Annotated in this window: 12 protein-coding genes; 9 read left to right on the forward strand and 3 right to left on the reverse strand. The window is 58.7% G+C overall.

Going from position 1 to position 12369, the window contains the following annotated elements; translation table 11 throughout:
• Positions 1-28: 28 nt before the first annotated feature.
• Both rlmH and GS605_RS11695 read left to right on the forward strand, forming a co-directional pair.
• A complete protein-coding gene (gene rlmH, locus GS605_RS11690) occupies positions 29-499 on the forward strand; it encodes a 23S rRNA (pseudouridine(1915)-N(3))-methyltransferase RlmH (protein ID WP_171724094.1) in 471 nt (156 codons plus the stop codon).
• Position 500: 1 nt separating this feature from the next.
• Positions 501-986, forward strand: coding sequence for a flavodoxin family protein (locus GS605_RS11695; protein WP_171724095.1), 486 nt, complete (start codon positions 501-503; stop codon positions 984-986).
• Positions 987-989: 3 nt separating this feature from the next.
• Here GS605_RS11695 and GS605_RS11700 read toward each other — a convergent pair whose 3' ends face one another.
• Positions 990-1337, reverse strand: coding sequence for a hypothetical protein (locus GS605_RS11700; protein WP_171230254.1), 348 nt, complete (start codon positions 1335-1337; stop codon positions 990-992).
• A 35-nt stretch (positions 1338-1372) separates the two neighbouring features.
• A complete protein-coding gene (locus GS605_RS11705; RefSeq protein WP_171724096.1) occupies positions 1373-2083 on the reverse strand; it encodes a DUF599 domain-containing protein in 711 nt (236 codons plus the stop codon).
• An 88-nt stretch (positions 2084-2171) separates the two neighbouring features.
• On the opposite strand from GS605_RS11705, the gene GS605_RS11710 reads away from it, so the two are divergent.
• The 7 genes from GS605_RS11710 (at position 2172) to GS605_RS11740 (ending at position 10747) form a co-directional block, all read left to right on the forward strand.
• On the forward strand, positions 2172-3620 hold the full coding sequence (locus tag GS605_RS11710) for an FAD-linked oxidase C-terminal domain-containing protein (protein ID WP_171724097.1): 1449 nt from the start codon (positions 2172-2174) through the stop codon (positions 3618-3620).
• A 24-nt stretch (positions 3621-3644) separates the two neighbouring features.
• A complete protein-coding gene (locus GS605_RS11715) occupies positions 3645-4745 on the forward strand; it encodes an FAD-binding protein (protein WP_171724098.1) in 1101 nt (366 codons plus the stop codon).
• Positions 4746-4749: 4 nt separating this feature from the next.
• Complete coding sequence (gene glcF, locus GS605_RS11720; protein ID WP_171724099.1) at positions 4750-6063, forward strand: glycolate oxidase subunit GlcF; 1314 nt, start codon at positions 4750-4752, stop codon at positions 6061-6063.
• A 119-nt stretch (positions 6064-6182) separates the two neighbouring features.
• Positions 6183-6974, forward strand: a complete 792-nt coding sequence (locus GS605_RS11725) for a trypsin-like peptidase domain-containing protein (RefSeq protein WP_171635605.1) — start codon at positions 6183-6185, stop codon at positions 6972-6974.
• Positions 6971-7786 (forward strand): serine protease, encoded by an 816-nt coding sequence (locus tag GS605_RS11730; protein ID WP_171724100.1) that lies wholly within the window; start codon positions 6971-6973, stop codon positions 7784-7786. Before GS605_RS11725 ends, GS605_RS11730 begins: the two co-directional genes overlap by 4 nt.
• 123 nt (positions 7787-7909) lie before the next feature.
• Positions 7910-8377: an Hsp20 family protein gene (locus GS605_RS11735; protein ID WP_171635607.1), complete on the forward strand. Its 468-nt coding sequence runs from the start codon at positions 7910-7912 to the stop codon at positions 8375-8377.
• 144 nt (positions 8378-8521) lie between these two features.
• Positions 8522-10747 carry a tetratricopeptide repeat protein gene (locus tag GS605_RS11740; protein ID WP_171724101.1) on the forward strand — a complete coding sequence of 742 codons (2226 nt, stop codon included), beginning with the start codon at positions 8522-8524 and terminating at the stop codon, positions 10745-10747.
• A 109-nt stretch (positions 10748-10856) separates the two neighbouring features.
• On the opposite strand, the gene GS605_RS11745 is transcribed toward GS605_RS11740, so the two are convergent.
• Entirely contained in the window at positions 10857-12332 is a 1476-nt protein-coding gene (locus tag GS605_RS11745) for an NAD-dependent succinate-semialdehyde dehydrogenase (RefSeq protein ID WP_171635609.1), read from the reverse strand.
• Positions 12333-12369: the final 37 nt, after the last annotated feature.

Raw genomic sequence — 12369 nt, forward strand, 5'->3', positions numbered from 1 at the left:
GTATTAAAGGGCCGGAGGCGAGAGAGATATGCGTATCAGCATAGTTGCGGTCGGGCGATTGCGCGCCGGACCGGAGAAGTCCCTGCTTGATGATTACCTGACCCGCTTTGACCGGACCGGACGTGCGCTGGGCCTTGGTCCCGCGCGGGTGATCGAGGTCGAGGACAAGAAAAACGCAGGCATGGGGGCCGAAGCCGTGTTGCTGCGCAAGGCTCTGCCCAAGGGCGCGGTGATCTGTACGCTGGACGAACGCGGGCGCGTGATGTCCTCGCCCGATTTTGCCAAGAAACTGGGTAGTTGGCGCGATGCCGGGCGGCAGGATCTGGCGCTGATCATCGGCGGAGCGGACGGAATAGACCCTGCTTTGCGGGCGGAAGCCGACTTTTCCCTCTCGTTGGGGTCGATGGTCTGGCCTCATATGCTGGTCCGTGTGATGCTGGCCGAGCAACTGTATCGGGCCGCGACCATTCTGTCAGGTGGCCCCTATCACCGGGTCTGACATGGCGCAGCTTCTGATCGTTTACCATTCGCGCACAGGTGGCGCCCGGCAGATGGCCGAAGCGGCGGCTGAATCGGCGCGGGCTGAGACCGAGGTTGAACTTGTGCCTGCGGATCAAGCGGGGCCGGAGGATGTGCTGGCCGCCGACGGCTACATTTTCTGCGCGCCAGAGAATCTGGCGGCGATCTCGGGCTTGATGAAGGAATTCTTCGATCGCTGCTATTATCCGGTTCTGGGACAGATCGAAGGTCGTCCATATGCGCAGATGATTTGCGCCGGATCAGACGGAGAGAATGCAGCCCGCCAGATCGCACGGATCGCCACTGGCTGGCGGTTGAAAAAGGTCCAGTCGCCGCTGATTGTCTGCACGCATGCGCAAACGCCCGAGGCCATTCTGGCCCGGAAAACCATTCCTGAAGATCAGCTGGATCGGTGTCGCGAGATCGGCGCCGCGCTGGGTGCGGGCCTGGCCATGGGGATTTTCTGAAGGTCAGTTCAGTTCGACCAATGTCGTGTCTTCGTTCCAGCCATCCACATTGCACCGGGCCTGAATCTGCACCTGTGACACGTTTTCCGGAATCACCACGCCACCAAGCGAGCGGGTAAAGGGTTGTTCTGTCTCGTGCGGGTGGTGCAGCACCCGCATTCCCAGTTCATTCCCGTCCATGTCCAAAACGCGCCAGCCGTCGGCGTAATGATCCCACCCTGTATCGGGATGCCGGATCGTCACATCGAACCGCCATGTGTCACCGGTGGCACTGGCGCGGACCTGTTCGATTGTCGGCGGGTCGGCAAGGGCAGGTGCAGCCAGAAGGGCGCTGAGAATCACATATCGCATGGTTCGAACCTAGGGTTTAATGTCGCGCTTGGGGATCACGTCTCTGTGTTCGACGTTTGGGCCATGAGGATCGCGCGGGAATGCGATGCAAATTCGCGGCGATACAGGACACCGAATGTGATCATTGTGCCCAACACCAATGCCATCGGCCCGAGAAACCACGCCAGCGAAGCAAGGGCGAAATATGTGGCGCGGAGACCGCGGTTGAAGCTTCGGGCAGCGGTCACGCAGATCTCGGCCGCCTGACCGGCCCGAGGATAGGCGTTTGGGTCTTCAGGATCGTTTGGAACCGAGGCCATCAAAACGGCGCAATACCCAAAAAGGCGATGTGCCCAGACGTATTTCAGAAAGGCATTGGCCAGCAGCAGGACAACCACAAGTATCTTGATTTCCCAGACCATCGCCGGTGCGCTGCCGATGGCAAGATCCGTCGCCACCCCGGCCAATCGCTCGGTATTGCCCAACAGGGCTAGACCGCCCCCGATGGCAATCATCGTGGTTGAGGCGAAAAAGGTGCTGCCTTGCCGCATGGCAGCCACGACCTGAGCATCGAACATCCGTGGCTGGCGCGTCACCATCTCGTGCATCCAGTCGCGGCGGTAGCCATCCATCACAAGGGCGACGGACGGTTTCTGTGGTGACGGGTGTTCGATCTTCCATCCGATCCATAGCCACGTACCCAGCAATATCGCCATGGCAGCATAATCCAGAAGGGAAAACAGGGCGGCACGTTCGATCCAGGTCATGGCGCGACAGTAAGACCGGACATCGCAACTTGCCAGAGTGGTAAATTGGTAATATTATTTTACCAAAGGGAGGAAGGGGAGGGATGCCATGGAAATGCCAAAGCCAAGCCCGGACGTACTGAACCGGAAAAGCACGATCGTTTCGCGGCTGTCGCGGGTTCTGCCAGATACGGCAATTATCCATGATCCGGCTGAAACCCGAGCCTATGAGTGCGATGCCCTGACGGCTTACAAATGCCCGCCGATGCTGGCCGTGCTGCCGTCGAGCACGCAGGAAGTCTCGGATGTTTTGCGCATTTGCCATGAAGAAGGCGTGCCGGTCGTGCCGCGCGGTGCGGGTACGTCGCTGGCCGGCGGGGCATTGCCAACGGCTGATTGCGTCATTCTGGGCGTTGCGCGGATGAATGAGGTTCTGGAAACGGACTATGACAACCGTTTCATCAGGGTGCAGACGGGCCGCACCAATCTGAGCGTGACCGGCGCGGTCGAGGAAGAAGACTTCTTTTATGCGCCTGATCCTTCCTCGCAACTGGCCTGTGCCATTGCCGGCAATATCGCGATGAATTCAGGTGGCGCCCATTGCCTGAAATATGGCGTGACAACGAACAACCTTCTGGGCGTGACCATGGTGATGATGGATGGCAGTGTCGTCGAGATCGGCGGCGCGCATCTGGATGCACCCGGTCTGGACCTGTTGGGCGTCATTTGCGGCTCGGAAGGTCAGCTGGGCGTGGTGACCGAAGCAACACTGCGCATTCTGCGCAAACCCGAAGGCGCGCGGCCGGTTCTGATGGGGTTCGACGACAACGAAGTCGCGGGTCAGTGTGTTTCTGACATTATCAAATCGGGCATTCTGCCGGTCGCGATCGAGTTCATGGACACGCTGTGCATAAAAGCCTGCGAAAACTTTGCGCACGCTGGATACCCCGATTGCCATGCGCTGTTGATTGTCGAAGTGGAAGGGTCTGAAGCCGAAATTGACCATCAATTGGCGAAAATCACCGAGATCGCCAAACGACACAACCCGGTCGAACTGCGAGAAAGCCAGTCAGCCGAAGAAAGTGCAAAAATATGGCTTGGTCGGAAATCCGCATTCGGCGCCATGGGGCAGTTGAACGACTATATGTGCCTTGACGGTACGATCCCGGTGTCGGCCCTGCCGACGGTGCTGCGCCGTATCGGCGAGTTGAGTGAAGAATTCGGTCTGCCTGTTGGCAACGTATTTCACGCAGGGGATGGGAACATGCATCCGCTGATCCTTTTCGATGCCAACAAACCGGGTGATCTGGAAAAATGCGAGGCATTCGGGGCCGAAATTCTGAAATTATGCGTGGACGAAGGCGGTTGTCTGACCGGTGAGCACGGCGTGGGTATCGAGAAGAGGGATCTCATGTCGCATCAATATGCGCCTGCCGATCTTGAGGCGCAGATGGCGGTCAAGGACATTTTTGACCCCAAATGGCTGCTGAACCCTGCCAAGGTGTTTCCACTGAACGTTTCGGAAACCCGTCGCCACGCGCAGATTGCTGCCGAGTAACAGGCTCTAATAACGGATTTTGCCATGAAACCTGAATCAGAATCTGAACTGGCCGACATGGTGGCCGGATTGAAAGACCCTGTTTGCATCGTCGGTGGCGGCACGCGCGCGATCACCGGCCCCGAAGCGAATATCGAAACCGGGGCTCTGCGTGGCATTTCGCTTTACGAACCCGGAGCACTTACTCTTGTGGCCAAGGCCGGGACACCATTGGCAGAGATCCAGGCCGTGCTGGAGGCGGAAGGTCAGCAGCTGGCGTTTGAGCCGATGGATCACCGCAGTTTGCTTGAAACTCAAGGTGAACCAACGATCGGCGGTGTCGTCGCGGCCAATATCTCGGGCCCGCGGCGGATTCAGGTCGGTGCCTGCCGGGATTTCCTGCTAGGTGTGCGTTTCGTCGACGGGCGCGGACAGGTGGTCAAGAACGGTGGGCGAGTTATGAAAAACGTCACCGGTTATGATCTCGTTAAATTGATGGGTGGGTCTTGGGGAACACTGGGAATTCTGACCGAAGTGTCGTTGAAGGTGCTGCCCAAGCCGGAAAAAGCGGCGACTTTGTCCGTCGCCGTTCGGGATGCCGGCAGAGCGGTGGAAGTTCTTTCCGCTGCGTTGAAATCACCTTTTGAAGTGACGGGTGCCGCCTATGACCCGGCGGGTGGCAATGCCCTGCTTAGGGTCGAGGGGTTTGCAGAATCGGTGACGTACAGGATCGGTCGTTTGACCGCCTTACTGGCAGATTTTGGTGAGGTGATAGACGAGGGAGACGCCGCAGCGCCTTGGACCGGGATCCGCGACGTTCACCCATTTCAGGGAAAGGACGGGGACGTCTGGCGGCTTTCGGTAAAACCGGGTGACGCGGCAGAGATTTCGGCGCGCGCCGAAGCGGATCAAGCGCTGTTTGACTGGGGCGGCGGTCTTGTCTGGCTGCTGGTCCCGGCTGGCACGGATGTGCGTGCCCGGCTTGGCGCGTTTTCAGGTCATGCCACTTTGGTACGATCTGACCACGACACGATCAGAAAACTGGGGCGATTTCATCCGGAGCCCACATCAATATCGGCACTGACAAAGGGCTTGCGTGCGAAATTTGATCCTCGGGGTTTGTTCAACCCGGGGCTGATGGGATAGGGCGATGCAGACAACATTCACTGATGAGCAATTGCAAGACCCGGCCATCCAGCGCTCGAACGAGATTCTGCGAAACTGCGTCCATTGCGGATTTTGCACGGCCACGTGCCCGACATATCAGGTGCTGGGAGACGAGCTGGACAGTCCGCGTGGGCGCATCTACCTGATCAAGGACATGCTGGAAAACGAGCGCGTGCCCGACGAAAAGACGGTCAAGCACATCGACCGCTGCCTGTCCTGTCTGGCCTGCATGACCACCTGCCCGTCAGGTGTGCATTATATGCATCTGGTCGATCATGCGCGCGAATATATCGAGGCCAACTACAAGCGCCCGCTGACGGATCGCGTGTTGCGCTGGGTTTTGGCGCAGATCCTGCCTTATCCGATGCGGTTCCGTTGGGCCCTGATCGGGGCCAGGCTGGGCCGTCCTTTCCGGTTCCTGATGCCTGATGCCCGGCTGCGCGCGATGTTGGAGATGGCGCCCAAGCATATCCCGTCTGTCAGCCGCAACGATGATCCGCAGAGTTTTGCGCCCGGCGGTGAACGAAAAATGCGGGTGGCGCTGATGACGGGCTGCGCACAAAAGGCGCTGAACACCGATATCAATGACGCCACGATCCGCCTGCTGACACGGTTGGGGTGCGAGGTCGTGATCGCTGACGGTGCCGGGTGTTGCGGAGCTTTGACCCATCACATGGGCAAAGTGCAAGACAGTCATATGGCGGCAACCGCCAATATTAGAGCCTGGAAACGGGAAATGGACGGTGATGGGTTGGACGCCATCGTCATCAACACCTCTGGCTGTGGCACAACCGTGAAAGACTATGGGCATATGTTTCGCAATGACCCGCTTGCCGAAGATGCGGCGCGTGTGTCTGCAATCGCCATGGATGTCAGTGAACTTCTGATCCAGCTAGACCTGTCGGCGGGGGAAAACAAAAACCTGACCGTCGCCTATCATGCAGCCTGTTCATTGCAGCATGGGCAGAAGATCAAATCCTATCCCAAAGACTTGCTGAAACACGCGGGTTTCACGGTTGTCGAACCCGCCGACAGTCATTTGTGCTGCGGCAGCGCAGGAACGTACAACCTGATGCAGCCGGAAATATCAGGCCAGTTGAAACAGCGAAAAGTCAGAACACTTGAGGCGAAACAGCCCGATATCATTGCTGCCGGCAATATCGGGTGCATGATGCAAATCGGTTCTGGTACGCAACTGCCGATCGTTCACACGGTAGAGTTGCTGGACTGGGCGACGGGCGGGCCAAAGCCACCGGCCTTGCAGAGAACAGCGGATCCGGTTCCCGTCTTGCGGTAAATCATGCTGATGCCAGCGCGCATCATTTTCCAGGGAAATACCTTTGGTGCATGACCGCCCTATTTTCGCCCAACGCGGCACGTAGGACAAAAGCTTCAAAGTGAGTCTCGGAGAACCGCGTGCGTAACTGGATCAAGGCGATCGTGCTCTGTGTCTTGCCATTGGCGGCCACGGCGCAGGACACCAGGCTGGAAAGCCTGGATACGTCGGATTCCGGGCGCGAGTGGATGGCTGTCGGGCGGTTGGATATCGCCGGCGCAGGGTTTTGCACCGGAACGCTGGTGTCGCCGACGCTTGTACTGACAGCGGCGCATTGCCTGTTCGACAAAAGATCAGGACAACGGATCAACCCTGCGGATATCGAGTTTCTGGCTGGGTGGCGTTTGGGGCGTGCGTTGGCCTATCGGACCGCGCGCCAGGCTGTGATCCATCCGGACTACCAATATGGCGTCGATTCTACGGCCGACCGGGTAAGCGCGGACGTGGCTTTGATCGAGCTGTGGCAGCCGATCCGTAATACCGCCGTCATTCCATTTGAGTCGGGCGATCAGCCCAAACGTGGCGCTGAAGTGGGCGTTGTGTCTTATGCGCATGACCGGTCAGAAGCTCCGTCGCTGCAACAGGTCTGCTCGGTCATGAACCGGCAGGCCGGGGTTATGGTCATGTCCTGCGATGTTGATTTCGGGTCTTCGGGGGCACCCGTTTTTTCTTTCTCGGGCGCGCGCCCTCAGATCGTATCGGTGGTTGCGGCCAAGGCCAGTATGGACGGCCAGAGTGTTGCAATTGGAACCGCGGTTGAGCATTCGCTGCAATTGCTGCGTGACGAACTTTCTGCGGGGCGGGGATTTGGGCTTTCCTCGTCCGGATCGGGAACGAACAAGAACATAGGCGCAAGGTTCATTCGACCATGATGAGAGTCTTTTGGAGCTTGTTATTGGGCCTGAGCGTCTTGGCAACAGCGCCGCAAGCGCAATCCAACAAGCGCAAGCTGACCGACCGGGATGACCTTTATGGTTGGGAGGCTATCGGTCGACTGGATGTCCGCGATGCCTCGTATTGCACCGGCACGTTGATCGCGCAGGACATGGTACTGACCGCAGCCCATTGTGCGGTGGATCGTCGAACCGGGAAGACATATGTGCCCGAAGACATCACGTTTCGTGCAGGCCTCAGCAACGGCAACGCTTTGGCCGAACGTCAGGTCACGCAAATCGCCCTTCATCCCAGCTATGGGGCGCAGAACCCGCTGTCGCACGAAGGCGTCCAGTTGGACGTGGCCCTGATGCGGCTGAATGAGCCTATTCCGTATTCGGTCGCCGACCCTTTTGCGCTGCACAGCGGCCATGTTCCGGGCAACGAGATCAGCATTGCCTCGTATGGGCGGGGACGGTCCGAGGCGATCACCCGAGAACGGTCGTGCCGTATCATCGACCGCAGGCAGGGTCTGATCACCTTTGATTGCGACATTACTTTCGGGTCTTCCGGGTCTGCAATTCTGGCGAAAAACGGTGCGCGCTGGCAGATCCTGTCCGTGGTATCGGCGGCAGGCACGAACGGCCGTAGAAAGGTGGGGTTTGGCATGGAGCTTGACGGGATCGTCGCCGAGCTCAAGGCCATCATGCGGCGCGATGCACCTCAGCCCAAGGCTTCGATCCGCCGATTGCAGGTCGGGTCCGGTAAGTCAGGATCTGGTGCGAAATTCATCAGTTCTGGCGGGGGTTGAACTCGGCGAAATCGCTACCCATGTGATGTGTATCGGACCGCCACAACGGGGTCCGGTACCTGAAATCGCCCGTCCAGTCGGAGGGCGCTTATCGCAAATCGCTCAAGAATGAGGATATGACACATGCGTACGTTTGATTTTGCACCGCTGCACCGCGCCACCATTGGCTTTGACCAGATTGCCGACATGATGGATCGCGTTCTGACCAATGATGGGGCCCAGCCCAGCTATCCACCCTACAACATCGAAAAAACTGATGTCGACACCTACCGGATTTCGGTGGCCGTTGCCGGTTTTTCGGAAAACGACCTGACCGTTGAAGTGAAAGAAAATTCACTTGTCGTGGCAGGTAAAAAAGCCGCCGAAGACAAAGAGCGCACCTATCTGCACCGTGGCATCGCCACCCGCGCGTTCGAGCGTCGGTTTGCCCTGGCGGATCATGTCCGCGTCACCGGTGCTAGCCACGAAAACGGTATGCTGAACATCGAACTGAAGCGCGAGGTTCCAGAGGCCCTGAAACCGCGCCGGATCGAGATCACCTCGGCCAAAGCCATCGAGAAGGATGTGATGGACGCCAAAGCCGTGAACTGAGGCTTCTGAATATCCCGCGGCAGTTCACTCCTCCCGGACTGCCGCAACACACGCCCCGCGTTCCTCCAGATGCGGGGCGTTGTGTTTTTGGTGTGCTCGAAAACTGGTTCCCAGCAAATTATCCGCCTGATAGTCTTGGGCATTATGGAAAGCCGACCAAAACGTCGACTAGCAGCTATCCTGGCAGCCGACATCGCCGGCTACTCAAGATTGGTTGGTCTGGACGAAGAAGGTACCATCGCAAAGCTTCGCCTGATCCGCAGCGAAGTGATAGAGCCGGCGATCGCCCGGCATTCAGGGCGCATCGCGAACACTGCGGGAGACAGCTTTGTGATCGAATTTCGCAGCGCCGTCGATGCGGTTCACGCCGCCGTGGAAATTCAGGCCGACCTTGCAAAGAGAAACGCGGGCACCGATCAAGATAACGCCATCGCGTTTCGGGTTGGCCTGAATGTCGGCGATGTGGTTTCGAACGGGGATGACATCCTTGGCGACGGGGTGAACGTTGCCGCGCGGCTTGAGGCACTGGCAGATCCCGGTGGTATCATTGTTTCACAATCCATCGTCGATTATGCGCGCAACAAAGTGCCCTATGGTTTTGCCCCGATCGGGCCACAGAACGTCAAGAACATCGCAGACCTGGTTCAGGCCTTCCGCGTAGAAGCGGAAATTTTGCCTTCCCCGCGAAAAAGCCGCACGCAGAGGACATCCCGCTGGCTGCCACTGGCGGCTCTGCTGGTGATGTTGGCAGCTGTTGGGCTTTTTCTGACGAAACCGTGGAAGACGGGCCAATTGCGCGCCTCAGAGGCGCAGATGGTTTACCCTTTACCGGATCTGCCTTCCATCGCCGTGTTGCCGATTGCGAATTACACCGATGACGCATCCAAGGAGATGCTGATCAACGGTATCTCTGAGGATTTGATCACGGACCTGTCCCGAATATCCGGATTGTTCGTCATCGCCGGGAATTCATCCTTCGCATACCGCGACAGAAACATAGATATCGCACGTTTCGCCGAAGAACTTGGGGTTCGCTACGTCGTTGACGGCAGCGTGCGACGTGCGGATGAAGATTTCCGGATCAACATTCGACTGACCGACACATTGAGCGGGCGATTGATCTGGGCGGACAGGTTTGATGGCGCGATTGATGACGTCTTTGAAGTGCAGAAAACCATTGTTCTCGCAATTGCGCAGGAGCTGGATCTTCCGCTCGACCCTCAAAGCCGGCAAGCCATCGAAAGCGTGGAAACCCAGACCATTGCGGCACGCGAAGCCTTCCAACGCGGGTGGGAGTTGTATTCGCAGTTCAACGAACAGGACAACCTTGCGGCAATTCCCCATTTTGAAAAGGCCGTGGAACTGGACCCGGATTATGGGCGTGCCTGGGCGACGCTTGCCCTGGCGCATTTGCGGCCGCACATCTTTCATCATTGGAATGGGTTTGCAGAGTCAGGCGCGCAAATGCATATCGGCCTGTTTTACAGATATTACCGGGATGTGATGGAGCAGGATACCGCCCTGGTGCACGTTATCCGGGCTATTGTCAGTCTCAACCTTCCGGATTGGGACAGTAACCTACGGGTAGGTCGGGGGACGGAAGAAGCCAGACGAGAAGCAGCGAAAGCCATCGCGCTGCAACCCAGCGACCCCGAGGCGCATCTGACGATGGGATGGGCGCTGATTGCAGCCGGTGAGCCCGAGGAAGGATTGGCCTTTGTACAGGCTGCGACCCGGCTGGATCCCAATTATCCCAGCCACTACGCGCTGTTCGAAGCGGCGGCTCTTTACGCATTGAATGACCTGACGGGCGCGGCAGATGTGATCGAGAAAGAGTTGAACAGAAATCCGCAGGCAACCGAGCTGATGCCATTTGCAGCCTCGGTTCTGGCCCTGAATGGAGATCGCCGTGCGGGCAGGGCCATCATCGACCGATGGCAAAAGGGCAAGCATGCCGGTGTCATACAGGACGCTGTTCAGAATTACTTTTTCATCATTCGCTGGGTCGGTGAGAACCAGCATTTGAACGCCCGGCTGAACGACGGGCTGCGTCTGGCGGCGTTGCCTCCGGAAAAAACCATAGCAAGCCTGAGGGCGGATCTGTCACGGGGGGATGCCAAAGATCAGAGGACGGCAGCTCAATCGCTGGCCCTGTTTGGTCCCGAGGCAGAGCCAGCGGTGCCGGAATTGATCGCGCTTCTTGAAAGCCCGTCGGTGTTTGTCCGCAAAGAGGCAGCCATTGCATTGGGGAAAATAGGTGGCGCGGCGTCCTCTGCATTGCCCGCGCTGGAGGCCATGGTGGACGGTTCGTTGCAGGGAAAGTTCGCGACCCGTGCAATCGAACAAATCCGCGACAAATCCGCAGAATAGCCGTGTCAGCGTCGACTGGGCCGCCGCCATGAACAGTCAAAAGACGACGCGATTGCGTTTCCGGACGCGGGGTCTCTGCCCACCGCAATGGGACAGAGACCGTATTGGATCAGACCGACATGCAGACGTATTTCATCTCCAGATAGTCTTCCATGCCGTGATGGCTGCCTTCGCGGCCCAGACCGGATTGCTTGACGCCGCCGAACGGGCCCAGCTCGGTCGAGATGATGCCGGTGTTCACGCCGACGATACCGTATTCCAGCGCTTCGGCCACCTTGTAGACGCGGCTCAGGTCCTTGGCATAGAAATACGAGGCCAGACCAAAAATCGTGTCATTGGCCATGGCGATCACGTCGTCTTCGTCCTCGAACTTGAACAGCGGGGCCAGCGGGCCGAAGGTTTCGTCCTGCGCCACCAGCATGTCCTGAGTCACGCCGGTCACGATGGTTGGCTGGAAGAACGTGCCGCCCAGATCATGGGGCAGGCCGCCTGTCAGAACCGCGCCGCCCTTGTCGGTCACGTCCTTGATATGTTCTTCGACTTTGGCGACCGCGTCGGCATTGATCAGCGGGCCGGTGGTGGTGCCTTCGGTCAAACCGTCGCCGATTTTCAGCGCTTCCACTGCCGCTTTCAGTTTGGCCGCGAACGCGTCATAGACACCGGCCTGCACATAGATTCTGTTCGCGCAGACGCAGGTCTGACCGTTGTTGCGGAACTTGCACAGCATCGCGCCTTCGACGGCGGCATCCAGATCGGCATCGTCGAACACGATGAACGGCGCGTTGCCGCCCAGCTCCATCGAACACTTCATGACCTGATCAGCCGCCTGCCGCAGCAGAATGCGGCCCACTTCGGTCGATCCGGTAAAGGTCAGCTTGCGCACTCCGGGGTTCTCGCAGAACTCCTTGCCAATCTCACTGGCCTGTGACGAGGGCACCACGTTGAACACGCCCGCGGGTACGCCGGCCTGTTCCGCCAGCAGCGCCAGTACCAGCGCCGACAGGGGCGTTTCAGTGGCCGGACGCGCCACAAAGGCGCAGCCGGCGGCCAAAGCCGGGCCTGCCTTGCGGGTGATCATCGCGTTGGGGAAATTCCAGGGCGTGATCGAGGCCGCAACGCCGATCGGCTGCTTCATCACCATGATCCGCTTGTCGCGCTGATGGCCGGGAATAGTCTCGCCATAGACGCGCTTGGCCTCTTCGCCGAAGAACTCGATGAAAGACGCGCCATAGCCGATCTCGCCGATGGCTTCGGCCAGGGGTTTGCCTTGTTCAGCGGTCAGGATCTTGCCCAGATCCTCGGCGTTTTCCATCATCAGATCGAACCAGCGCCGCAGGATGGCTGCACGTTCCTTGCCGGTCAGCTTGGCCCATTCTTTCTGCGCGGCTTCGGCCTGTGCGATTGCTCCGGCGACCTGAGCGCGGCTGACGTCTGCCACCTCGGCGACCACATCGCCCCGAGCGGGGTTTGTGACTTTGAACGTGCCATTGTCACCGTCCACCCACTGACCGCCGATATAGGCTTTGGTTACAAGCAATTCGGGGTTCTTCAGGATTGACTTCAGATCGGTCGTTGCGTCCAGCATGATAAGCCTCCGGCGTGAATTGGGTTGTGCGCACCCA

The sequence above is a fragment of the Ruegeria sp. HKCCD7559 genome (assembly GCF_013110575.1).
GTDB lineage: Bacteria > Pseudomonadota > Alphaproteobacteria > Rhodobacterales > Rhodobacteraceae > Ruegeria.

Bases quoted from the DNA above. Each gene is read 5' to 3' on its own strand.
- rlmH (WP_171724094.1), top strand. From the start codon at position 29: ATGCGTATCAGCATAGTTGCGGTCGGGCGATTGCGCGCCGGACCGGAG.
- GS605_RS11695 (WP_171724095.1), top strand. From the start codon at position 501: ATGGCGCAGCTTCTGATCGTTTACCATTCGCGCACAGGTGGCGCCCGG.
- GS605_RS11700 (WP_171230254.1), bottom strand. From the start codon at position 1,337: ATGCGATATGTGATTCTCAGCGCCCTTCTGGCTGCACCTGCCCTTGCC.
- GS605_RS11705 (WP_171724096.1), bottom strand. From the start codon at position 2,083: ATGACCTGGATCGAACGTGCCGCCCTGTTTTCCCTTCTGGATTATGCT.
- GS605_RS11710 (WP_171724097.1), top strand. From the start codon at position 2,172: ATGGAAATGCCAAAGCCAAGCCCGGACGTACTGAACCGGAAAAGCACG.
- GS605_RS11715 (WP_171724098.1), top strand. From the start codon at position 3,645: ATGAAACCTGAATCAGAATCTGAACTGGCCGACATGGTGGCCGGATTG.
- glcF (WP_171724099.1), top strand. From the start codon at position 4,750: ATGCAGACAACATTCACTGATGAGCAATTGCAAGACCCGGCCATCCAG.
- GS605_RS11730 (WP_171724100.1), top strand. From the start codon at position 6,971: ATGATGAGAGTCTTTTGGAGCTTGTTATTGGGCCTGAGCGTCTTGGCA.
- GS605_RS11735 (WP_171635607.1), top strand. From the start codon at position 7,910: ATGCGTACGTTTGATTTTGCACCGCTGCACCGCGCCACCATTGGCTTT.
- GS605_RS11740 (WP_171724101.1), top strand. From the start codon at position 8,522: ATGGAAAGCCGACCAAAACGTCGACTAGCAGCTATCCTGGCAGCCGAC.
- GS605_RS11745 (WP_171635609.1), bottom strand. From the start codon at position 12,332: ATGCTGGACGCAACGACCGATCTGAAGTCAATCCTGAAGAACCCCGAA.